Source organism: Meishania litoralis (genome assembly GCF_042611095.1).
Taxonomy (GTDB): domain Bacteria; phylum Bacteroidota; class Bacteroidia; order Flavobacteriales; family Flavobacteriaceae; genus Meishania; species Meishania litoralis.
Window position 1 is genome coordinate 576,882 of sequence record NZ_JBHFPV010000002.1, and the last position, 23,332, is coordinate 600,213.

At 42.0% G+C, this 23,332-nt stretch carries 23 protein-coding genes and 1 other RNA gene; 12 read left to right on the plus strand and 12 right to left on the minus strand.

Annotated elements, in window-relative coordinates; all coding sequences use genetic code 11:
• Positions 1-29 precede the first annotated feature (29 nt).
• Both ACEZ3G_RS11630 and ACEZ3G_RS11635 read right to left on the minus strand, forming a co-directional pair.
• The gene (locus ACEZ3G_RS11630; protein WP_432425662.1) at positions 30-614 is read right to left on the minus strand and encodes an ASCH domain-containing protein; all 585 of its coding nucleotides are present in this window, start codon (positions 612-614) and stop codon (positions 30-32) included.
• Positions 615-773: 159 nt separating this feature from the next.
• Positions 774-1,121 carry a winged helix-turn-helix transcriptional regulator gene (locus ACEZ3G_RS11635; RefSeq protein ID WP_432425663.1) on the minus strand — a complete coding sequence of 116 codons (348 nt, stop codon included), beginning with the start codon at positions 1,119-1,121 and terminating at the stop codon, positions 774-776.
• A gap of 213 nt (positions 1,122-1,334) precedes the next feature.
• On the opposite strand from ACEZ3G_RS11635, the gene ACEZ3G_RS11640 reads away from it, so the two are divergent.
• The 3 genes from ACEZ3G_RS11640 to ACEZ3G_RS11650 all read left to right on the plus strand — a co-directional run bounded on the left by ACEZ3G_RS11640 (position 1,335) and on the right by ACEZ3G_RS11650 (position 3,364).
• Positions 1,335-2,102: a type 1 glutamine amidotransferase domain-containing protein gene (locus ACEZ3G_RS11640; protein WP_432425664.1), complete on the plus strand. Its 768-nt coding sequence runs from the start codon at positions 1,335-1,337 to the stop codon at positions 2,100-2,102.
• Between the two features lie 89 nt (positions 2,103-2,191).
• Complete coding sequence (locus ACEZ3G_RS11645; RefSeq protein ID WP_432425665.1) at positions 2,192-2,725, plus strand: hypothetical protein; 534 nt, start codon at positions 2,192-2,194, stop codon at positions 2,723-2,725.
• A 9-nt stretch (positions 2,726-2,734) separates the two neighbouring features.
• Complete coding sequence (locus ACEZ3G_RS11650; RefSeq protein WP_432425666.1) at positions 2,735-3,364, plus strand: NADPH-dependent F420 reductase; 630 nt, start codon at positions 2,735-2,737, stop codon at positions 3,362-3,364.
• A gap of 52 nt (positions 3,365-3,416) precedes the next feature.
• Here the strand turns inward: ACEZ3G_RS11650 and ACEZ3G_RS11655 are convergent, their stop codons facing one another.
• The gene (locus tag ACEZ3G_RS11655) at positions 3,417-3,878 is read right to left on the minus strand and encodes a nuclear transport factor 2 family protein (protein ID WP_432425667.1); all 462 of its coding nucleotides are present in this window, start codon (positions 3,876-3,878) and stop codon (positions 3,417-3,419) included.
• A gap of 309 nt (positions 3,879-4,187) precedes the next feature.
• Here ACEZ3G_RS11655 and panB point away from each other — a divergent pair, with 309 nt between their 5' ends.
• The 4 genes from panB to ACEZ3G_RS11675 are packed head-to-tail and all read left to right on the plus strand — an operon-like array spanning position 4,188 to position 6,814.
• Positions 4,188-5,006 (plus strand): 3-methyl-2-oxobutanoate hydroxymethyltransferase, encoded by an 819-nt coding sequence (panB, locus tag ACEZ3G_RS11660; protein WP_432425668.1) that lies wholly within the window; start codon positions 4,188-4,190, stop codon positions 5,004-5,006.
• Between the two features lie 46 nt (positions 5,007-5,052).
• Complete coding sequence (gene lspA / locus ACEZ3G_RS11665; RefSeq protein ID WP_432425669.1) at positions 5,053-5,532, plus strand: signal peptidase II; 480 nt, start codon at positions 5,053-5,055, stop codon at positions 5,530-5,532.
• On the plus strand, positions 5,532-6,230 hold the full coding sequence (locus ACEZ3G_RS11670) for an RluA family pseudouridine synthase (protein WP_432425670.1): 699 nt from the start codon (positions 5,532-5,534) through the stop codon (positions 6,228-6,230). The genes lspA and ACEZ3G_RS11670 overlap by 1 nt, the downstream gene beginning before the upstream one ends.
• A gap of 38 nt (positions 6,231-6,268) precedes the next feature.
• The gene (locus ACEZ3G_RS11675; protein WP_432425671.1) at positions 6,269-6,814 is read left to right on the plus strand and encodes a DUF4252 domain-containing protein; all 546 of its coding nucleotides are present in this window, start codon (positions 6,269-6,271) and stop codon (positions 6,812-6,814) included.
• Between the two features lie 32 nt (positions 6,815-6,846).
• On the opposite strand, the gene ACEZ3G_RS11680 is transcribed toward ACEZ3G_RS11675, so the two are convergent.
• On the minus strand, positions 6,847-7,710 hold the full coding sequence (locus ACEZ3G_RS11680) for a DMT family transporter (RefSeq protein WP_432425672.1): 864 nt from the start codon (positions 7,708-7,710) through the stop codon (positions 6,847-6,849).
• 4 nt (positions 7,711-7,714) lie between these two features.
• Positions 7,715-9,259 (minus strand): hypothetical protein, encoded by a 1,545-nt coding sequence (locus tag ACEZ3G_RS11685; protein WP_432425673.1) that lies wholly within the window; start codon positions 9,257-9,259, stop codon positions 7,715-7,717.
• 149 nt (positions 9,260-9,408) lie between these two features.
• Here ACEZ3G_RS11685 and ACEZ3G_RS11690 point away from each other — a divergent pair, with 149 nt between their 5' ends.
• Together ACEZ3G_RS11690 and leuB are read left to right on the plus strand one after the other, a co-directional pair.
• Positions 9,409-10,581, plus strand: coding sequence for a 2-isopropylmalate synthase (locus tag ACEZ3G_RS11690; RefSeq protein WP_432425674.1), 1,173 nt, complete (start codon positions 9,409-9,411; stop codon positions 10,579-10,581).
• Positions 10,582-11,700 (plus strand): 3-isopropylmalate dehydrogenase, encoded by a 1,119-nt coding sequence (gene leuB, locus ACEZ3G_RS11695; RefSeq protein ID WP_432425675.1) that lies wholly within the window; start codon positions 10,582-10,584, stop codon positions 11,698-11,700.
• Between the two features lie 13 nt (positions 11,701-11,713).
• Here the strand turns inward: leuB and ACEZ3G_RS11700 are convergent, their stop codons facing one another.
• Positions 11,714-12,934 (minus strand): peroxiredoxin family protein, encoded by a 1,221-nt coding sequence (locus ACEZ3G_RS11700; RefSeq protein ID WP_432425676.1) that lies wholly within the window; start codon positions 12,932-12,934, stop codon positions 11,714-11,716.
• 282 nt (positions 12,935-13,216) lie between these two features.
• Between ACEZ3G_RS11700 and pheT the strand changes: the two genes are divergently transcribed.
• A complete protein-coding gene (gene pheT, locus ACEZ3G_RS11705; RefSeq protein WP_432425677.1) occupies positions 13,217-15,643 on the plus strand; it encodes a phenylalanine--tRNA ligase subunit beta in 2,427 nt (808 codons plus the stop codon).
• Between the two features lie 2 nt (positions 15,644-15,645).
• Here pheT and ACEZ3G_RS11710 read toward each other — a convergent pair whose 3' ends face one another.
• Positions 15,646-16,182 (minus strand): fasciclin domain-containing protein, encoded by a 537-nt coding sequence (locus ACEZ3G_RS11710; protein ID WP_432425678.1) that lies wholly within the window; start codon positions 16,180-16,182, stop codon positions 15,646-15,648.
• Positions 16,183-16,385: 203 nt separating this feature from the next.
• On the opposite strand from ACEZ3G_RS11710, the gene ACEZ3G_RS11715 reads away from it, so the two are divergent.
• A complete protein-coding gene (locus ACEZ3G_RS11715) occupies positions 16,386-17,111 on the plus strand; it encodes a hypothetical protein (protein ID WP_432425679.1) in 726 nt (241 codons plus the stop codon).
• Positions 17,112-17,166: 55 nt separating this feature from the next.
• Here the strand turns inward: ACEZ3G_RS11715 and ACEZ3G_RS11720 are convergent, their stop codons facing one another.
• Together ACEZ3G_RS11720 and ACEZ3G_RS11725 are read right to left on the minus strand one after the other, a co-directional pair.
• Positions 17,167-18,285 (minus strand): hypothetical protein, encoded by a 1,119-nt coding sequence (locus ACEZ3G_RS11720; protein WP_432425680.1) that lies wholly within the window; start codon positions 18,283-18,285, stop codon positions 17,167-17,169.
• Positions 18,286-18,312: 27 nt separating this feature from the next.
• Positions 18,313-19,941, minus strand: a complete 1,629-nt coding sequence (locus ACEZ3G_RS11725; protein ID WP_432425681.1) for an ABC-F family ATP-binding cassette domain-containing protein — start codon at positions 19,939-19,941, stop codon at positions 18,313-18,315.
• Positions 19,942-20,132: 191 nt separating this feature from the next.
• Here ACEZ3G_RS11725 and ACEZ3G_RS11730 point away from each other — a divergent pair, with 191 nt between their 5' ends.
• Positions 20,133-21,518, plus strand: coding sequence for a peroxiredoxin family protein (locus ACEZ3G_RS11730; protein WP_432425682.1), 1,386 nt, complete (start codon positions 20,133-20,135; stop codon positions 21,516-21,518).
• Between the two features lie 66 nt (positions 21,519-21,584).
• Here the strand turns inward: ACEZ3G_RS11730 and fsa are convergent, their stop codons facing one another.
• The 3 genes from fsa to ffs all read right to left on the minus strand — a co-directional run bounded on the left by fsa (position 21,585) and on the right by ffs (position 23,325).
• Positions 21,585-22,238 (minus strand): fructose-6-phosphate aldolase, encoded by a 654-nt coding sequence (fsa, locus tag ACEZ3G_RS11735; protein ID WP_432425683.1) that lies wholly within the window; start codon positions 22,236-22,238, stop codon positions 21,585-21,587.
• 57 nt (positions 22,239-22,295) lie between these two features.
• A complete protein-coding gene (locus ACEZ3G_RS11740; protein WP_432425684.1) occupies positions 22,296-23,105 on the minus strand; it encodes an SDR family oxidoreductase in 810 nt (269 codons plus the stop codon).
• A gap of 121 nt (positions 23,106-23,226) precedes the next feature.
• Positions 23,227-23,325: signal recognition particle sRNA small type (ffs, locus tag ACEZ3G_RS11745), an RNA gene on the minus strand.
• Positions 23,326-23,332 lie beyond the last annotated feature (7 nt).

A 23,332-nucleotide genomic window follows, 5' to 3' on the forward strand; every position in this document is an offset into this window, starting at 1 on the left:
ATGCCGTGGTGCCATTAGTACTTTATTCCTTATAACGGCCATATTTTTTTAAATTCCACGGCTACTATTAGCATTTCCTCAGTCGGTTTTCCTCCGCTTTCGTTTAAGAAATTTTCAAAAAACTCCCAATGCGCTTTTTTCCATTTTTCAAGTGGTTCAATATCCGTTCCCATATCCATTTCAGCATATTCTTTGGAAATTTTATTGAACGGAATTGTGTCCACTTTTACATTTTCTATAATTGCTATTGCCTTTCCATTAAAGTCGGTTACGATTTGTTTTGCTCCAACAGCTGGTAAATCCGCATTGTATTGTTCGTACAAGCTATATAGGCCTGATGAAGCTCTTTTTTCTCCAGTCAGAGTCAATTTCGCCAATCGGTTTGCGTCAGCTTCGTTATTATGAAAAAAGTCCGATTCAGGTATTCCGTCGTTTTTACATTCAGGATTTGATTCGATAAAGTCGTTCCACATTTCAGATACTGATTTATCAATTCCATCCTCGGTTTCAGTAGTCATTTCAGATTGATTGTCAGTTCCGATTTTATTTTGGTTTTTGGTTTCGTTTTTACAACCTACTAAAATCAAAAACAGGAAGATAGAAATTTGTCTCATTGTTTTTCAGTATTAATGGCAACTGTCTTACATATGAAAAGTGGCGGATTTCTACTCACTAACTTTTCAGTCTTAGACTGACCTTTGATTTATATATTGTTTTTCGCTTAATCACTTAAACCGCTATTACTTATAGTACACAATGTTCTATACCGCTTATCATTTTTCTTTCAATCCTTCCTTTTTCATAAGTTCGAGTCCATAATTTCGGATTGTTTCTATAATTGGTATTGAAGTCAATCCTTTTTCAGTTATTGTATACTCTACTTTAGGTGGGACAACTGGGTAAACCTTTCGGTGAATAAATCCCTCTGCCTCTAATTGTCTCAACTGGCTTGTGAGCATTTTGTCCGTTATGTGGGGAATGTCTTTTTTTAATTCTCCAAATCGGAAAACCCTTTCTTTCAAACGCCACAGTATTGGCATTTTCCAAGTGCCGCCTATTCTGTCCATAGCGAACTCTACCGGATTGTAATATACTTTATTGTTATAAATAAAATCTGGCATAATCAATTGATTTACTTATTACTTTCTAAAAAGTTAGTACCTCTCAAACGAGTAAGTATATTGTCAAAAGTAAGTAGATATCTGACATTTGCCTAATAATTAAATAAAAATCAAATTCAGATGAAATCAAACATTTTAATTCTCACGATACTGTCTCTTTTCACATTCAGTTCATGTCAATCTCAGACAAGTAATAATTCAAAAAATGAAAAAATGGAAGCTAAAGTAAACGAGACTAACAGTTATGTACACGCTCACGGAATGCCTTACAAAGGTAAAATCTTGATGGTTGCAAGTAGTCCAACCGTTTCAGAACAAACAGGATGGCCAATAGGATTTTGGGCTGCCGAATTAACACATCCTCTACACGTTTTTCAGGAAGCAGGATATGAAGTAGAATTGGTTTCAACCAAAGGTGGCAAAATTGTAATGGACGGTTATTCTAACCCAACAGACGCAAGTGGTTATTCGGCACACGATGTTATTTCATTGGGATATATGCAATTGGATTGGTTCAACAAAATGCTCGAAAACACCAAATCATTAAATGAGGTTAATTACAACGATTATGACGCTATCTTTTTGGTAGGTGGCCAAGGTCCAATGTATACTTTTAAAGGAAATAAAGATTTACAAAAGCTCTTTGCTAATTTCTACGAGTCTGGAAAGCCAAGTGCAGCTGTTTGTCATTCGGCAACCTTGCTATTGGAAGCTAAAACATCTGATGGAAAACTCATTGTAGATGGTAAAACTTGGACTGGCTTTGCCAATGCAGAAGAAGAATATGCAGATAAAGCTGTTGGTCAAAAAATACAACCCTATTGGATAGAAGAGGAAGCACAAAAGTTACCAAACACGACTTTTAAAGTAGCTGCACCATTTAGTTCTTATGCTATCGAAGATGGAAACCTAATCACAGGGCAGCAGCAAAACTCTGGTGCGGCTGCCGCAAGAATGCTTATAAGTCAATTATCTAAATAGTTATCGGTATATTCTCAATGAAGGAGGTTTTATTGTTCTTCTTTTTAACCATAATTTGTTCAACAAGCAAGGCGCAAAGTTTCGAGCTTATGACTGGTACAGAGCGCATTTTTATTGATGCACAATACCTTAAATTTTTTGACGAGCAGAATCGAGTATCACTTTTCTCAAGAGCGAGAGCTACCGCACAATACGATGAACAACGAACAGATTTATTTACAGGTGCTTACTTAAATTATACTACAAAATCTGGTTTTGGTGGAACGATACTTGGTCGTATTTCTTCCACCAATTCTGGTATAGATGCTGGAATTCACTATTTTAAAGTAACCAATAATTTTATGATTTACGCTTTGCCGTCTATCAATTTAAGTGATGAATTGCTTTACAGTTGGTTTTCTATTCTTCGGTTTACGCCTAACTTGAAGAATGATTGGAAATTATATTCAAGTTTAGAATTATTTTCGGCATTCGGACAAATAGGACATTTAAACAGTGTTCAAAGAGTTCGACTTGGATTAGATAGAAAAGGGTATCAATTTGGATTAGCAGTGAATTTTAATGAAAGTAGATTTTCCGATACAGATGTGAATCCTGGTGTATTTATAAGAAAACAATTTTAAACTACAATAATGAAATTAGCATTTATAGGAATTGGCAATGTAGGCTTTTCATTGGCCAATAATTTTCAGAAAAAAGGGCACGAAATAATAATAGCTCACAATGATGTAGAAAGTGGTAGCGTGACAAAAGCACAGGCTAAAAACACTTCGTTTTTAGCACTACCAATTCAGGAAGCTATTGATGCTTCGGAAGTGATTTTCTTAGCAACGCCGTTCAAATTCAATGAAGATATTTTAAAACCATTAGAATTTAAAGGCAAAACTCTGATAGATTGTACCAATCCTGTTGGTGCTGGAATTTCACACGGACTGGAAAGTAAAATTTCGGGTGCTGAAAAAGTGCAAGAATGGGCAAAAAATGCCCGTGTAGTAAAAGCCTATACCATATATGGATTTGAAAATTTAGAAAATCCAATTTTTCCAAATCACACGGTCAAACCTGCTATGCTTATTGCAGGAAATAACTCAGAAGCAAAAGGCAAAGTGAGTTTACTCAATACCGATCTAGGATTCGAAACAATAGATGTCGGTGATTTATCTCAATCGCTTCATTTAGAACATATGACGTTACTCTGGGTAAAAATGGTTCGAGCAAATGGACATCATCCAAATTTCACGTGGGCTTATTTGGAACGCTAATTTTTTTTTCAAAGGACATACAACAGGGTACTAATGATGTACCAAGTTTTGATTACGGTGACCCGCACCCTTCTCTGCGGCGCGTATCGATTAAATAGATGATCTTCCAACCATCGCCTTCGTCGATCATTTGAAATGAATTGACCCCGCAATGGCTCAGTTTACCATCGATCCAGAATTCATATTCCGTCCAAGCATTGGCCATCGGGCCATCGACCTGAATACTGTACGAATTGATTTTTTCCTGAAACTTGCGCTCTTTGGGTATGCCCACGATCCCATTTAAAAAAGCATCAAAATCGTCGATGCGCAATTGGGTTTTCCCGGCCTTGTTCGTGCCGATACTCTGCAAGGTAATGTCCTTGGCCGTCAAAGCCCTTATTTTTACGGAGTCTTGCGCATGAAAGGCCTCGAAAAAATCTTCAACGGTCTTTTGTACGGCCATTTTTTCATCCGCTTGGGCATTCGCCCAAAAAGAAGCTAGGGTCGCAATTGCAAAAACTATTTTTTTCATTTTGTGGATTTTTGTAAAAATAGTAAAAGATTCCGCGCTGTATTACTTTCGTTCGAAATGGCCTTATTGGTGTTACCTGTATGACGTCAGAAGGGTACACGACAAATTTCACCGCTTACTAAAAAGTCCTCCCTTGATTCCTCCTAAAGAGGGAAACCTCTCCCCGCCGGGGAGATTGGAGAGGGGACAACAAGGAAAGAAGAAATCAAAATAAATCATTGTTGGTTGCCACAAGCGAAATTTGCCGTACACCCCGTCAGGAGGAATCTCAACAATTTCCTTACATTTATCGCACCAAAACAAAAGGGTATGTCAACGGCGAAAAAAGAATACAAAAGGATCACCACCAAGTCATTGATCGAGATGAAACGAAATGGGGAAAAAATTTCGATGCTCACCTCCTATGACTACAGCATGGCCAAAATCGTCGACGATGCCCATGTCGATGTCATTCTAGTGGGCGATTCAGCAAGTAACGTGATGGCCGGTCACGAGACCACCCTGCCCATAACGCTGGACCAAATGATATACCATGCCTCATCGGTGATACGAGCGGTACACCGCGCCCTGGTCGTAGTCGATATTCCTTTTGGCAGTTATCAGAGCGACCCAAAGGAGGCGTTGCGTTCCGCCATTCGGATCATGAAGGAAAGTGGCGCCCATGCCGTGAAATTGGAAGGCGGCATCGAGATCAAAGAATCGGTCAAACGTATTCTAAATGCGGGCATTCCGGTTATGGGGCACTTGGGGCTTACGCCCCAGTCGATATATAAATTCGGAACCTACAGTGTACGGGCCAAAGAAGACGAAGAGGCCGAGAAATTGTTGGAAGACGCCAAACTGCTTGAAAAGCTGGGCTGTTTTGGCATCGTACTCGAAAAGATTCCGGCAGCATTGACCAAAAAAGTCTCCGAAAGTATCAGCATACCGACCATAGGGATCGGCGGCGGAAAATATGCCGATGGCCAGGTACTGGTCATTCATGACCTATTGGGCATGACCCATGAGTTCAACCCAAGATTTCTGCGCCGCTATATGAACCTGTACGAAGAAATGGGCAATGCGATTTCAAACTATGTAAAAGATGTCAAAAACCGGGATTTTCCGAACGATGATGAACAATATTGATGTCATCTTTTGATATTCCACGTGACACGTAACAAGCATGAAATTGATGCGAAGAACAATTATTTTATTGATCGTATTGCTGAACATTGGTTGCGACCAAATCTCAAAAGATGTGGTTCGCAAAAATGTAGATCCCAATGATTACATACAGGTCATTCAAGACAAATTTATTCTTACCAATGTCGAGAACACCGGTGCCATGCTGGGTTTCGGACGTAACCTGCCCCCTATCCTCAAAGTCATTCTGCTACAGATACTGCCCGTATTGGTACTTATGATCTTACTTTTTCGAATTTTACAAAAAACAAATCTTGATAATTGGTTGATCATCGCATTTGCCTTTGTCATCGGTGGAGGTATCGGAAATCTAATAGACCGCATTCTATATGGCTCGGTAACGGACTTCTTTCAGATCAAGATCGGATTTCTAAAAACAGGTATTTTCAATATGGCGGATGTTTCGGTCACCGTGGGCGTTCTACTGATTCTATTATTATCTTTCAGGAATAAAAATTTGGCAATTTAGTGGCCGTTAAAACACTTTCCAATCCTGAGAATCTTCTAGTGCTCTACGAAGACAACCATTTGATCGCGGTCAACAAGCGTCCGGGCGATATCGTTCAGGGCGATAAGACCGGTGATGCGCCATTAAGCGAGGTGGTAAAGGCATATATCAAGAAAAAGTACGATAAGCCGGGCAATGTGTATTTGGGAGTGGCCCATCGTTTAGATCGCCCTACTTCAGGTATCGTGGTCTTTGCCAAAACGTCAAAGGCCCTCACACGAATGAACCGATTGTTCGCCGAAAAGGCAACGAAAAAAACGTATTGGGCCATTGTCAAGAACAATCCTGAAAATCAGCATGATACCTTGATCCATTGGTTAAAGCGGAATACCAAACAGAACAAATCGTACGCCCATACCAAAGAAGTCCACGACAGTAAAAGAGCGGTTCTCGAATACCGGATCGCCAAAAAACTCGACCGCTATGCCTTGTTGGAAATCGATCTGCAGACCGGAAGGCACCATCAGATACGCGCACAATTGGCGGCCATCGGTTGCCCTATCAAGGGGGACCTTAAGTACGGCTTCGATCGTAGCAATACCGATGGCAGCATTCATTTACACGCACGTAGGCTCGCTTTTGTCCATCCGGTAAAAAAGGAAATGTTGGAAATCGTCGCCGACCCGCCACAAGATCCAGTTTGGAACGCTTGTTGTTAATTTCTTTATATTTAAACATATATTCTAAACACACGACCATGATCAAAAGAACACTGATATTAGGCGGTCTCATGCTGCTCAGCGCCTGTAGTACGTACAATTCGATAGATTCGTTTTACGAGGCCCACAAAAACGATGACCAGGTTACCGCAATTCGGGTACCCCAGTTCATGTTGTCATTGATCGGCAACATATCACCTGAGATGCAATCGTTGATCGGCAACACGAGAGATTTGCGGTATATGCAGTTTCCGAGTACCACACCTGCGAGAACTCAATTCTTGAACAAGCAAATGAACGGAATTACCGGAAGTTCGTTCATCGAAGTATACCGAAAGAACGACGACCTGAAGCGCAATATCGTTTCGATACGGGAAAAACGAAATGCGGTCAAAGAAATATTGATCTACAACAACAACGCGGCCCGCGGTTCATTTCTATATTTCAATGGCAATTTCGACCCCGTGAAGGTCCGCGAGATGGCACGGAGCGAAGAATTTCAAAAGCTCGGAGACGGCCTCATCGATCAATTCAATATGGGTACCCCGGGAATAAACGAAAAAGATAATCCAGATCAAAATTAGAGCATCGCCAAGGGAGATTTTTTAGGCTTCTTTTATTTTTTATAAGAGCGGACACTTTCGATAATCACGGAACCGAGTATTAATATTCCTCCAAAAATGGTTGTCCATGAAGGAATTTCGGAAAGGAACAAGGCACCGATCAAAATACCGTAAACGGGTTGAATGCTGCTGATTATACTGGCTGTGGTAATCGAAAAATGTTGAAAGCTCCTCAAGAACAACGTATGCCCTATGGCTGTGGTCAATAAGGCAAGGGCGGCCAATCCTTTCCATTGCCCCAACACAAGTTCAAAATCGGCCCGATACAATGCGGGCAACAACAGAATACCGATAATCGCGGCTTGGTAGGTCATCAAGACCGAACCATTGTAATTGTTCACTTTTGTCTTCAATAATATATTGCGCAGTGCATAAAAAAACGCGGAGAGCATACCCAATAGAACCGCAATGGAATAGTCGTTTTCCAAGTCAAAATCGGGCACCAAAAAGTAAATTCCGAAGAGTACTAGAAGTCCGAGTAGCAGATGAACACGCTGCAATTTGACCTTCAATATCAAAGGTTCCAAAAAAGAGGTCAGTATCGGGTAGGTGAACAATGAGAGCATGCCGATCGCCACATTCGACAATCGCAACGAATAGAAATAAAAGATCCAATGCAGGCCCATCAATACCCCTGTCAAAAAAATGTGCAGACGGTCCTTGATCTCAATGTAAAATGAAAGGCCCTTCCACCTACAATAGATCCATAACAGGGCAAAGGCCAAAAGGGCACGAATGCCGATCGTTATGGGTACGGGCAAATCGACATAACGCCCCAAGGCACCCGAGGTGCTTATGAACAGCATGGCCAGATTGATCTCTAGCAAATGTGAAACATGACCGCTATCTCTCCTCACCTACTTATCGGGTAATTTCCATAGACTTTTCACGAATAATCTGCGCCACGGGCTTATTCTCCAAATGGCTTTCCAACCAAGAAATGATGTCAAGGTAAAGAAACGCCCGTCGCTCATAGGGGTGTTCTTCATATTTTTTCAGCTCGGCATGTAATTTTCTGAACTCCTCCTGCAATTCATGAGGGTAGATATTGCCCAGATTCCTTAAAAATTTGATCATTTCTCGCTGTACCGCATGCAGATCGTTCATCTTAAGCAAGAATTTATAGGTACTTTTCAACTGTACTTCGAGGTGATAGTCCATACCCGCCTCATAATGGGCGACCAGACTCAGAACACGTGCAAAACACATAAGGTCTTCACGCATTTTCAGATTCTTGTTATTGATGATTTTTTTGAGATAGACAATACAGTTCTTATTATCGCCATTGCCAAAATACAGGCAGGCTATTTTATAGTACAAGACCATAATATGATGGGCATCGATACGCCCCTTATGCTTGTTGATTCCGTACTCAATGATCCGTACGAGGTATAGTCCTTTTGCAAATGTGCCTTCCAAAAAATGTTGGTTCAGCCGATTTGCGTTGATGTAGAGAAAACTCAGGGAAGCAATATTATCGTTCTTAGGAAAATCGGAGCCTTCGACCACCGCTTCCAATTGTTTGAGTGTTTCTTTAAATTGGGAAGCATAACGTACATAAAACAAGGATTCAAGCAAATAATGATTTCCTTTCAAAAAGAAGACAGGATTCAATTGGATCATATCTTTGTGCTCATAAAAAAGATCTACCCATTTACTTGAGTATTTATAGCACGAAAGGAAGTCTTGAATCAAAAAACTATACCATAAATGGGCCTTATAGAGCCATAGCTTTTCTCGAAAACCCAGTTTTTCAATATCGTATTTCGGTAAATGCCTTTCAAAATACCTTTTTATGCGCTGATAGTCCTCATCGCTCTGAACATAACCGATTTTCAGCATCATTCCGTAAAGTTGCAGCGATAGGTTCGAAAGTTTGCTCGTCATTACGTTCTGGGCGGATAGCTCTTTGGCCTGAACGGCCAACTCATCGGCCCTATCAGGTATACTGCGCGTAATGTATTGGGTCTCGATTATTTTCTCGAACTCGACGATTTCGTACGCGATGTTCTTTTCCTCATTGTCGATGGCCAATGATTTGGCCTTATCCAAAATCTTCAGGCTCTGTTTGTAAAGTCCCTTTTGATACAGAATGGTCGCAAAATCAAGCTGTTCGCGAATCTGAACCCTGATGTTTTGATTCACGGGATTCAACCTCAAACTGACCAATATCTGTTTGTAAAGATGCGCCTTTAGGTTTGAAAGCTGTGCCTTTTTTACGATGCCGCTTCCCAGAATTACTTTTTCATCGTATCGTTTTATCTTGTCCAACAGATTGAAAAGGGCCAAAAATTTGGCGTCGGCATTGACCCCCAAACGGCCAACATACAACTTAAACTGCCTTTTTTCGGACTTTGAGAGCGATTTTACCAATATGAACAGGGCATCTTTATGCGCATTTGTCATCGTAAAAAAAAGTATTTAAGTTATTGCAAGCCAGTAAATTATTATATCTAAAAAGTTCATTAACATTGTAAATGAAAAGTCTACTTTCGCTATCTTCGCCCTACTGGTCATATCTTCGTTAAGACGAGTCTTAAAACTACGTAAATATAATGAGTAAAGATATAGTACACATTTTTGATACAACGCTTCGCGATGGGGAGCAAGTGCCGGGCTGCAAACTTGACACCGAGCAGAAATTGGTCATCGCCGAACGGCTGGATGAATTGGGGGTGGACATCATAGAGGCCGGATTTCCAATTTCAAGTCCGGGGGACTTTAACTCTGTGGACCAAATTTCGAAAATTGTCAAGAACGCCACGGTATGCGGGTTGACCCGCGCGGTAAAAAAAGACATCGAGGTGGCTGCCGAAGCACTCAAAAATGCCAAAAGACCAAGAATCCATACAGGCATCGGAACCTCAGACTCCCACATTAAACACAAATTCAACTCGAACCGCGAAGCTATAATCGAAAGAGCTGTAGAGGCGGTAAGTTATGCGAAGAAGTTTGTAGAGGATGTGGAATTTTATGCGGAAGATGCCGGAAGAACCGATAATGATTTTCTTGCCAGGGTATGCGAGGCCGTCATCAAGGCAGGTGCCACCGTGCTCAATATTCCAGATACGACGGGATATTGTCTCCCAGAAGAATACGGGGCGAAAATGAAGTATCTAAAAGAAAACGTAAAGGGAATACACAAGGCAAGACTATCTTGCCATTGCCACAATGACCTTGGACTTGCAACGGCGAATTCGATTGCCGGAGTGGTCAACGGAGCGAGACAGATCGAATGTACCATCAACGGACTTGGCGAAAGGGCCGGAAACACATCACTTGAAGAAGTGGTCATGATTTTGAGGCAACATCCTGATTTGGGATTGGACACCAACGTAAACAGCCGATTGCTGTACGACACCAGTCAAATGGTCTCCCAGAAAATGGGGGTGATGGTACAGCCCAACAAGGCCATCGTTGGGGCCAATGCCTTTGCCCATAGTTCAGGCATTCATCAAGACGGCGTCATCAAGAACCGCGAGACATACGAAATAATAGACCCTGCCGATGTCGGCGTCAACGAATCTTCGATTGTACTTACCGCAAGAAGCGGAAGGGCCGCCCTAGCGTACAGGGCCAAAAAAGTCGGGTATGAACTCACCAAAGTGCAGTTGGATGTCGTTTACCAGGAATTTCTAAATTATGCTGACCGTAAAAAAGAAGTCATGGACGAAGATATCCATGAAATTGTAGAGGCCAGTAAAATCAACATCGAAAGCCTTACCTAAATGCATTTGAAGATTGCCCTTTTGGGCGGGGATGGTATCGGTCCCGAGGTTCTTGCGGAGGCCGTAAAAACATTACGATCCGTGGCCGACATTTTTGGCCATAATTTCACATTTAAAAAGGCGGTGATCGGGGCAAAGGCCATAAACGATTCTAGAAGTCCCCTACCCCAGGAAACCATTGATATCTGTCGCGAATGTGATGCCGTGCTGTTCGGAGCGATAGGTTCACTTGAATATGATAACGACCCAGATGCCCAAGTAAGACCGGAACAAGGCTTGCTTCAACTTCGAAAGGAGTTAGGACTCTATGCCAACATTAGGCCCATAAAGGTGTTTCACCATCTTATCCCCGGTTCTCCATTAAAGAGGCACATTATCAAAGGAACCGATTTTGTGATTTTCAGAGAGTTGACCAATGGCATTTATTTCGGTGAAAAAAAATTGGATCGCGATGGTACCCATGCCTCGGACCTTTACGAATATTCAGAGGGCGAAATCAGCCAAATAGCGCACTTGGCTTTCAAAGCTGCCAAAAAAAGAAGCAAGAAACTAACGCTGGTCGACAAGGCAAATGTGCTCGAAACCTCTAGACTTTGGCGCCGAGTGGTCATGGCGATAGCCAAAAGCTACCCAGAAGTGGCATTGGAATGTATTTATATTGACAAAGCAACAACGCAAATGATGCTTGATCCCAGCCGATTTGACGTTATTTTGACCGATAGTTTTTTCGGCGATATCTTAAATGATCAAGCAAGCGTGCTTTTGGGCTCCACAGGAATACTACCTTCGGCCTCGATCGGTTCAGACACCGCGATGTTCGAACCGGTGCATGGGTCGTATCCGCAAGCTGCCGGTAAAAACATTGCGAACCCGGTCGCATCGATTCTCAGTGTCGCGCTGCTATTGCAGCATTTTGGACTTGAAGAGGAGTCTAACGCGGTCGTTTCTTCGGTACTATTGTCTTTCAACAAAGAGGTGGTCACATCTGATATTCTGGGCAGTAGCAAGTACGGCACCGACTACGTGGGCGACTATATTGCCAACAATATTGTCGATACCGGCGATATTCTGACCATGAACGATGAAAATATATGGTTGGGCAAGTCTACCATAATCTGACCTTTCTCGGGATTTATTCTGCCAAGAGTTTTTTTATGAAAGCGTCAAACCCGGTTTTGAATTCATCGGATTTTTCACCTGTGGCAGGTCCGTTAAAGCCTGTATGGATTTTACGAACATTGCCCTGCCTATCAATAAATATCGTTGTAGGATAAGATAATACGTGGTTCAACATAGGCAGTTTCTTTTGTGCTTCTTCCTTGTCCGAGGTTCCAAATTGTGCCAAAAGAATAGGGTATTCGACCCCTATTCTATCGCGTAGGCGTTGAATACTTTTAAAGGCCCCGGCAGATGTTTTTGCATATTCAAATGCAAGAGCGACTACCTCGACCTCAAGGTTCGGATTATTTTTTAAATATGTGACCAGAAACTTGGTTTCATCAAGGCAATTCGGGCACCAAGTACCCATAATCTGCACGACGACGACCTTGTTCTTAAATTGCCCATCATCCAATGAGACCACCTTTCCCGAAACATCTGGGAAAGAAAAGGTCAGCTTATCATATCCTTCTTTTAGGTAGGTCAACGAATCTTCGGAAGGCAACTCGTAAAACTCGTTTCTAACGGCCACAAAAGGTTCTTTAAAGTGGTTTCCCGAATAGAATGTTCCATTTAATGCGCTATCGGAAACCTTTGCGGTGAACAGAAAGGCATGTGCTCCATCAAAGGTCGACAACTTAACCGAATCACCGTCCATGACACCTTCAAGATAACGATAATCACCTGTGGTGGTCCTAAATGTTCCTTTGACAATGTTATCGGTTTGGCTGAAGATTCCTTTGGCCAAATAAGCATCCTCGGTGCCGGGGCTAAATTCGGTTTCCCAGATTCCTGATATTTCTCCAATGGGTTTGTTACGTGTTTTGAAACGTTGTTTTACTCCTCGAATGGCCTTAAACGGAACGATTCGGTCCAAACTTTCCTTTATGAACTCGCCTTCCATGGTATTTTCCGAAAACTTGCCTCCCAAATAACCTTCAAAGACAGGGGTTCTAACGGTAACCGAGTCGTCGATAATCTCTATTTCATCGACAATGATAACCTCATCTGCATTGTAGATCTCCATTTTATACCGTCCCGCCTCGTCAGAAATCAACCTAAAATTAAAAGGCAATACTTCATCATCCATTACCTCGAGCTGCGCCAACCAAATACCGTCCAAAGATTTAATTTTCTTTGGTTCTTTGCAGGATGATACGCAAAGAAATAGTAATAGAATGATAATTTTTTTCATATCGCATTTTTGCTTTATATGGGTCGCATGCGCTCCGAGAAAATTACGATAATAATGTCAGTGCGTAACCTATTCGATTTTCAAATAATTGTAAGCATACAAATTTGTGACGCACAATTGGGAAAACTGCTTTCTCTAGGGCCGAGTTCTTTTAATAAATTTGCAGTCTACCGATACAGAACAAAAAAACGGCGAAAATTACGGCCGATCAAGTAATTTTGTGGCCAATTGAAAAAGTTTGACGTGTTCATTCTTTATCTTTACCGCCTTTAAAAACGAACCATGCACATATCATATAACTGGTTGAAACAATTCTTAAAACTGGATTGGAGCTCAGAGCAAACCGCCGAACTTTTGACCGACCTAGGATTGGAGGTAGAAGGCGTTTCGGTATTTGAATCGTTAAAAGGAGGATTGAACGGGGTCGTTGTCGGTCACGTTCTCAGTTGTGTGCAACACCCCAATGCCGACCGGCTTAAATTGACATTGGTGGATATCGGCGAAAAAGAACCGGTGCAAATCGTTTGTGGTGCGCCGAACGTTGCCAAGGGGCAAAAGGTACCCGTTGCAACCGTCGGAACAAAGCTTTATCCTTCCGAAGGAGATCCAGTGACCATCAAAAAAGGTAAGATAAGAGGCGAAGTTAGCCATGGTATGATCTGTGCCGAAGATGAACTGGGTCTGGGCAATGGCCACGATGGTATTATGGTGCTCAATGATGCGATAAAACCCGGAACGCCTTGTTCTGAAATCTTTGAAATCGAAAACGACGAAGTCTTCGAGATCGGTCTTACCCCGAATCGTGCCGACGCAATGAGCCATTATGGCGTTGCACGCGATTTAAAGGCCGGCCTGCAGCAAAAAGAAATCTTTAAAGAACTGATTACCCCGCCGACAAGTCATTTCAATGTGGACAATCGCTCGTTGAAAATCGATGTAACGGTAGAGAATAACGAATTGGCCCCTCGCTACTGTGGGGTCACCCTTAGCAATCTGATCGTACAACCTTCTCCCCATTGGTTGCAGAATAGGTTGAAGGCCATTGGCATTACCCCAAAGAACAATTTGGTCGATGCCACGAACTATGTATTACATGAGCTGGGCCAGCCCTTACATGCATTCGATGCGGATCGTATATATGGCAAAAAAATTATTGTCAAGACCCTGCCAAAAGGCACAAAATTCATGACTTTAGAGGGTGAGGAACGCGAGTTGCACGAAGAAGACCTTATGATCTGTGATGCTGAAAAACCCATGTGTATCGCCGGGGTCTTCGGGGGCATTTATTCAGGGGTCACCGAAAATACCACCTCGATTTTTTTAGAGAGCGCCTACTTCGACCCGGTTTCAATCCGAAAAACGGCAAAGCGGCATGGTTTGAACACAGATGCATCATTCAGGTTTGAGCGTGGTATCGATATCGAAAATGTAGAATACAGCCTAAAAAGGGCAGCACTGCTGATAAAGGAAATAGCGGGGGGAGATATTACATCTGATATCATAGACCTTTATCCCAAGAAGAAACAGGACTATGAGGTATTCTTGGCCTTCGATAAAATAAACCGTCTTATCGGCCAGGAAATTCCGAAGGATACCATCAAACGCATATTGGCCTCATTGGAAATAAAGGTCAAGAACGTCACGGAATCGGGAATGGGGCTTGTAGTACCTTCGTATCGCGTCGATGTTAGGCGCCAAGCCGATGTTATCGAGGAGATTCTGCGGGTCTATGGGTACAATAATATTGCCTTTGGCACAAAATTGAACGCTTCTATTGCAACGGTTTCCAGGTTTGAAGATCACAAAGTTCAAAACGTTATCGGCAATCTTTTGGCCTCATGGGGTTTTTACGAAATTTTGACAAATAGCCTGACTTCCGCAAATCACAGTGCCTTAAAAAAAGATCTGTTTGATGAGCAGGGCATAAAAATGCTGAATCCGCTGAGTTCAGATCTTTCGGTCATGAGAGAATCAATGCTTTTCACAGGTTTGGAAGTCGTTTCTTATAACATTAATCGCAAGAACCAAAACCTTAAATTCTTCGAATTCGGAAACACCTATCGTAAATTAGATAATCGGTTCATTGAAAATAAACATTTGGCACTTTACATAACGGGTAATCGTCATGAGGAAAGTTGGTCGATGCCGAGTACAAGGTCAAATTTCTTCTTTTTGAAATCTTTCGTTGAAATCGTGCTAGAAAGGCTAGGTATTCCAACAACACGCACCGAGCCGCTGAACGATGATTATTTTTCAGAAGGACTTGCGATATTGATCGGCAATAAGAAAATAGTGCGCTATGGCGTGGTCAAGAACACTTTGCTCAAAAATTTCGACATCAAACAAGAGCTGCTCTATGCACAAATGGATTGGGAAGAAATAATGGGTATCGCCAAAAGAAACCAAATAGTTGTTAAAGACATACCGAAATATCCGGAAGTCAAAAGGGATCTTGCACTTTTATTGGATCAGAATGTATCCTTCGAAAAACTACATGACATTGCCTTTGAGACCGAAAAGAAGCTACTCAAGAAGGTTACCTTGTTCGATGTTTACAACGGTGAAAAGCTGCCAGAGGGAAAAAAATCGTATGCGGTCGGTTTTACCTTGCAAGATGAAAAAAGTACACTTACCGACAAACAGATAGACAAAATCATGAAGCGGCTTCAAGAACGCTATGAAACCGAGTTGAACGCCACATTGCGATAAGGTTATATTTTTCGCGGTAGTATTACACTGTCTATTTCATGGATAACGCCATTGCATTGATCCGCATCGGCCATTATTATTTTGGCCCGATTGCCTAGAGGGTCGGTCAACACAATATCGATGCCATCCATTGTCGCCGTAATTTTCTCACCTTGAACCGTGGTAAAAGTGGCTTTGCCGTTACCCCTGCACATGGCCCTTAAAATTTTTGACGCAGAAAGCTTACCGGCCACAATATGATAGGCTACCAATTCGTGCAGTTTTTTCCTGTTTTCAGGTTTCAACAACTCCGAAATCTCGGCATGTGATAATTCTTGAAAAGCCTTATCGGAAGGAGCGAAAACCGTGTACTGACCGTCAAAACTTAGAAGTTTGTCAAGCTCCGTTGCGCGCATAGCTGCCAATAAAGTCTTGTGATTGACCGAACTTTCGGTACTTGTCAAAATCGATGTTTCAGGATTCGAATTATTGGTCTGGGCAATGACGGGCAGTGAAAAAAGAATTAAAAAAAAACATAGGGGAAGTGCCAAACGTTGCATATGTTCTCGTAATGCTATTGTTAAAAACGGTTAAGTGTCGATGAACAGTAAAAGTTCATCGGCAATATACACTTTATAGGCTCTTATCCATGTCAAGCGGCTATGTACTTTATATAAATTAACAAAATATTAACATTTCGGATTTTTAGCTTAAAAACAAGTGTCTCGGAAATTGCTAAATTTGAAATTCACATCAAAGCCACATGATTCTAAGAAAAACAAACATTCATGATCGCCTGATAAGGGCCAAGGATAAAAATGGGCCTTCTGAAGAAGCAATTTTCAAACAGGTCATTCAGATTCTTGAGGACACCTCGAAACAACATGAAAGAATCGAAAACAATTTGGTCGACCAGCATCGATCCTCGTTCGAGAATACCTTTGACCATGAACTACTCGAACGAGACCGTATTTTTCATATCGACGTAATCCGGCAGATATGCATCGACTATCGGTTGCGTTTTTTAGATTCGAATTACTTCAAAGGTGAGATTCCGGTCGAGGCGATCTCAAAAATCAACGAGCTAGAGAAGAAACATGGCGGCCAACTTACGGGTTTCAAAATAATGGCTCCCTCAAAGTTGTTCAAATTGAAAGATAAGGATGACCCTTTGCTTTTTATACCAATGGGCAATGATTTCTATTATCTTGTGCATAAGTGGGGCAATGACCTACATGCACTAAGGAAGTTGTTGATGTGGCCCTTTAAAAGTGTCGTCAATTTGACCCTGCTCGTGGTCTTTATTAGCTATCTTATAACGCTTATGGTGCCAGAAGGGTTATTTTCGAAGAACAGTTCTTTGGCGGAGTTTATGATTATGTTTTTTTTTATGTTCAAATGCATTGCTTCAGTAGTCATTTTTTACGGCTTCGCACTGGGCAAGAATTTCAATCCGCAGATTTGGCGCAGTAAATATTTTAATGCCTAAGAGGTTAAGGGCATCCTATTAATTCAGGACACCAGTACATTTTTTAATCCCCTTTTTATTTTACGTAAATGTCGTAGGGTATTCCATCGACGTCGATATTATCGATAAATGCTGGCTCGGGTACCGGTTTTACCCTAAGCACGCCTCCTTTGGTGGTACTGCCTGCCTTTCTATATCCTATTAGCATAAAGCCGTTCTTTTCATCGAACCCCACCATTGTGGTATCCCCGATTTCGTATTCGAAATCGATTTGTTCCCCGGTCAAAAAGTTCTGATAAATGTACAAGTAACCCGTATTGGTCGAAAAGTCATAAATGGCGGGAATATATGCTTGGGCACTTTCCCCTATCGGAGGCCGTTCATAATACAATTTTCCGTTTGCATCGAACTGGGCGGTATTCGAATTCGCGAATTTTGGTTCGAGTCCGCTTTGGTAATTCACATATTGCACCTCAAACGTCTGCGGGTTCATTACAGTGTGCAAAGTATCGTAGCCGATTACTAAATTACCGTCTTTGCCGACCAAAATTTTACCGACATCATAGCCCAGGTTCACATCACGTATCAGGCCATTGCTGGCCAAATCCATCACGGTCATACCATATTCTCCAGTAACCTCTTCATCTTTGTTCAATATAAAGAGGCGATTATTGGTAATGGCCAATTGAATCGCCGCCTTGGTCAATTCAACATCGACAAAGCCAGATCCCGTTGCATCCAATACGCGGACAAAGTGACCAACCTCTTCATCTGTACCTACTGAATAGGCTATGAAATTCGATGTTTCGGAATGTGCAATGGCAGTTACGTTCAAATCACAACTTCCCAAATCGGCAAAAACTTCAAAAAGGGTCGAAGTATGGTCGTTAAAATTGTATTTCATAAATTCTCCGCCACAGGCTGTGGTTTTCTGGTACATGCTCAATACCGATCCTTTCTTAAAAGTAGATTGGGGCATTACCCTATCGAGAAAAGGGCTTTCCCCAGGGTTAATCGTCAAAGCTTCCTTCGTGGCATTCAGCGGCTGGGCCTTTAATAAACCATTGGAACTCAAAAGAAGGGTGTAATCAGCACTCGCGCCAATCGCTTTCGGGGTGTCTTCAATGCCATTAGATTTACTGCAAGCAAAAACGGCCAATGCCAAGACGGCATAAATAATTCTGTAGGTTTTCATAATGTAAGAATTTGGGTTCTACAAAAGTCAAACTGTGACCGCGTACATCTTGTCACGCTGCCCCTTTAAGGTCTTGTCAGACATATACTCATCAAACGTCAAATACCTGTCAATGTTGCCTTTAGGGGTCAATTCTACGATACGATTTGCCACAGTTTGGGCAAATTCGTGGTCATGGGTGGTAAAAAGTACCGTTCCCTTGAAATTTTTAAGCGAATTGTTGAATGTGGTAATACTCTCTAGGTCAAGATGGTTTGTAGGCTCGTCGAGCATAAGTACATTGGCACGGAGCATCATCATGCGACTCAACATGCACCTGACTTTTTCACCTCCCGAAAGCACCGTGCTCTTTTTGAGGGCCTCATCGCCACTGAACAACATTTTACCAAGAAATCCACGTACATATACCTCTTCGCGTTCCTCTTCGGTCTTTGCCCATTGACGAAGCCAATCGACCAAATTGATATTCTGCGTAAAAAAGTCCGAATTATCGGCCGGCAAATACGACTGTGTAGTTGTTATGCCCCACTGAAAAGAACCTTTGTCGGCATTTTTTTTTCCATTCAGAATTTCATAAAAAGCGGTCGTTGCCCGAGAATCTCTTGAGATAACGGCAACCTTATCTCCCTTGGCCAAATTGATATTGACATTCTCAAAAAGCAGATCACCATCATCGGAAGAAGCTGTGAGCCCTTCTATATTCAAGATTTGGTCTCCCGCTTCACGCTCCCTTTCGAATATTATCGCAGGATACCTTCTACTAGAAGGTTTGATATCGGCAATATTCAATTTTGAAAGCATCTTTTTGCGAGAGGTCGCTTGTTTGCTTTTTGCGACATTGGCACTGAAACGCATAATGAACTCTTGCAGTTCTTTTGCTTTTTCTTCTGCTTTCTTATTCTGCTGGGCCCTTTGGCGCGCTGCCAGCTGGCTACTTTCGTACCAAAAAGTATAGTTGCCCGAATACAAGTTCATCTTGCCAAAATCAATGTCGGCTATATGGGTGCAAACTGCATCTAAAAAATGTCGGTCGTGTGAAACCACGATTACCGTATTATCATAATTGGCCAAGAAATTTTCAAGCCAACTAATGGTCTCATAGTCAAGGTCATTGGTGGGCTCGTCCATTATCAAAACATCGGGGTTACCGAACAGTGCTTGGGCCAAAAGGGCACGAACCTTCAATTTTGAATCCAAATCTGCCATTACGGTATAGTGCAGCTCTTCAGAAATACCCAAGTTCGAAAGCAAGGCTGCAGCATCGCTATCGGCGTTCCATCCGTTCATTTCCTCGAATTGTACCTGTAGTTCCCCAATCTTATCCGCGTTTTCATCGCTATAATCGGCATAAAGCGCATCGATCTCCTTTTTAATCGAGAAAAGCGGTTTATTTCCCATAACCACAGTTTCCAGAACCGTGTATTGATCATGGGCGTTGTGGTTCTGCTCCAAAATCGACATACGTTTGCCAGGTTCTAGGTTGACATGGCCCGAGGTAGGCTCTTGTTGACCGGATAAAATTTTAAGAAAGGTAGATTTGCCGGCTCCATTGGCACCGATTACCCCATAACAATTTCCTTGTGTGAAGGATACATTGACCTCGTCGAACAAAACCCTTTTGCCAAATTGTACCGATAAATTTGAAACAGACAGCATAGCACTTTCTTTTAAAATCGGTGCAAAAATAACTAAATAAAAAGTCAATTTCCCCACAATTTGGTTATTCTTAAAAAGATCTATCACTACTTAACAAGTGTTAACTTAACCCGCTTATTTTTAACGCACTATTAACAGCACGACCTATACGCGTTTCTTAATTTTGAGCGTTACACAGTAGATACTGGTCTATGCCAAGAAAATTACTCTATCTATTTATTCTCGTATTAGCAAGTTGTGGTAAAGAGGAAAAAAAATCCCCCGGTGTTTTTTTCGCTGGTGAGATTGTGAACCCTACCAATGACTACGTTGTATTGTACAAGGGAGACGTGGTTATCGATTCTGCCAAATTGGATGACAGCAATCGCTTTACGTTCAACCTTGACTCCATTTCAAATGGCCTTTACCACTTTTTCCATCCTGGGGAATATCAATATCTTTATTTGGAACAAGGCGATAGTTTGATGGCCCGACTGAATACGACCGATTTTGACGAATCATTGGTCTTTTCGGGCATTGGAGAGGAAATAAACAATTATCTCATCAACTTGTACCTTTTGAACGAAGAGGAAGAGCGCGATCTGTTCTCTATTTATTACCCCATGGAACCAAAGGATTTCGAAAGAAGAATGGACTCGTTAAGAAATCTGAAGTTGAAAACCCTAAAGCAATTGACCTCAGAGGCAGATCTTTCAGAAGAAGCCAGGGATATTGCTCAAGCCAATATCGATTATACCTATTATAATTATAAGGAACGTTACCCCTACGAGCATAGAAAAATTACAGGAGAACCGGTAATGCACAAGCTGACCGATGAATTCTATGGCTATCGCAAGAAAGTTACTTACGACACCAAACAATTTACCTATTTAAGACCCTATTACAACTTCATGAAATCACATATCGAGAACCTTGCCTATATGGGTTGTTCACACGAATGTGGCGTTAAGGATGATATAGTCAAGAACCAGCTTCATTACAACAGGCACAAGTTAAAGCTTATCGATAGTGTTGTGCGTGAAAAAGAACTCAAAGATAATTTATTTCGAAATGTGGCCGTCTATTACCTCTTAAAGTCTAGGGACAAAGAAGAAAACAATGCCCTCTTTATCGATGAATTTCATCAACTTTCGGGAAACAATAGGCATATTGAAGAGATAAACGACCTATACGAAGGTATTCGCAGTATACAGCCCAATAAGGAGCTCCCAAATCTTAAGGTAAAAAACGTGGAAGGCGAAACTGTTTCTCTGTATGATATTGCCAAAGGCAAAAAGGCCGTTTTCTATTTTTGGTCAGCTACCTATAAGAAACATTATAAGGATATAACAAATCGTGTTTCGGTCTTATCGAAGGAAAATCCCCAATATACATTTGTCGGCATCAGTACCGCTTCGGATGAAGTAACCTGGAAGGGGTTATTGGCTAGGGAGAACCTCGACGAAAATCTTCAGTTTTGGTCCAACGATGGCATTACGTTAAAAAGAACTTTGATCATCGACCATCCGAACAAATGCATCATTACCGAAGACGCTAAAATCGTTGATGCCTTCTCAGATATGTATGCCTCCTTTTGATTTAATAAGAAAGACCTAAGCAACAAGGCCTAGGTCTAGATCTTTCAAGCATTCTATAGTTTCTGTTTAATTTCCCTTCTTATAATCTGCCAAGAACTTTTCAAGACCGATATCGGTCAATGGGTGTTTCAATAGACCCTCGATCGACGATAAAGGCCCTGTCATTACGTCGGCACCAAATTTAGCGCAATCGATTACATGCATCGTATGCCGTACCGAAGCCGCCAAAATCTGTGTCTCAAAAGCGTAATTGTCGTAAATGTGCCTAATCTCGCCTATCAGGTTCAGGCCGTCGGTCGAAATATCGTCCAAGCGGCCGATAAAAGGTGATACATAGGTAGCACCTGCCTTTGCGGCCAACAATGCTTGCCCAGGTGAAAAAACCAATGTGCAATTTGTACGAATACCCTTGTCTCCAAAATATTTAAGGGCCTTTACCCCATCTTTGATCATCGGTACTTTTACGACGATCTGCTCATGTAGGTCGGCCAATTCTTCACCTTCTTTTACCATTCCATCGAAATCGGTCGCGATTACCTCTGCCGAGACATCGCCATCAACGATACTGCAGATGTCGACATAGTGCTTAAGAATATTATTTCTTCCGGTAATGCCTTCCTTTGCCATAAGCGAAGGGTTGGTAGTAACGCCATCTAAAACACCAAGTGCCTGTGCTTCCCTTATTTGATCCAGATTCGCCGTGTCTATAAAAAATTTCATCTTTTCTTTTGATTTTTTAGGGTTTGATTCTATTTCGGGTTCTTTCGTTCGCGAAAATTACAACTTATAATGCTTTAACAGCAGTTTCTCGTACACTTTATCAGGAAGCAGGTATTTCAGAACAAGTGAAAATTTCTGCATGAACGCCCCGACCTTGTAATGCACCTTTGGTCTATCAGTATTTATTATCTCAAGCACCTTCTCGGCCACGATGATCGGATCTTTGGCATTGTCGACATCGTCATTGATCATTTGCAAAGTCTTGGCGTAAGCATTTTCGTAAGGTGACGATTTAACGATGGGCGCATGGTATCGGCCGGCGGCTATATTGGTGGCGAAATCACCTGGTGCCAAAGTGGTCACATGAATTCCGAAACCTTTTGTTTCCATGCGAATGGCCTCGGTAACCAAAGACATTGCACCTTTTGATGCCGAATAAACACCCCTAAACGGCAAACCCATATAACCGGCAATGGAAGTAATATTGATTATCAGTCCCGACTTTTGCCTCCGCATTTGGGGCAAAACCGCCTTTATCATATGCAATGGGCCATTGAAATTAATGTCAAATGAATTCAAGATCTCTTCATGTGGGGTTTCCTCGATGGGGCCCGTGATACCGACACCGGCATTATTAATGAGAACGTCGAGTCTTCCTTCCCTAGAAATGATCAGATCGATAGCTTCTTTTATCGATTCGGGCACCCTAACATCGAGCTGCAACAGTTCAAAAACATCGAAATCAGGGTAGTTGCCAAGGTTTCTGGTCGTGCCGTAAACCGTGAACCCTTGTGATCTAAGATAGAATCCTATGGCCTTTCCGATGCCCGATGACCCCCCGGTAATGAGTACGACTTTATGTTTCATAAGCTTGTAGACTCGAGCCGATTTTAGGTCAAGTTCAGCACAAAATAACGAATAAAAGATGGTGTGATAAAGTGTCTGTCTGAAAATCGAAAGGAGCTGAAATCAAAATCCAGCGCACAAAAAATGGCAAGCTACCTACATCGCACCGCTACAACCATATACCCTTGCTGCGTTCCCACCCTGGGGGATTCTACAGGAGCTGGTCGTGTAGGACTTGCCAAGCACAA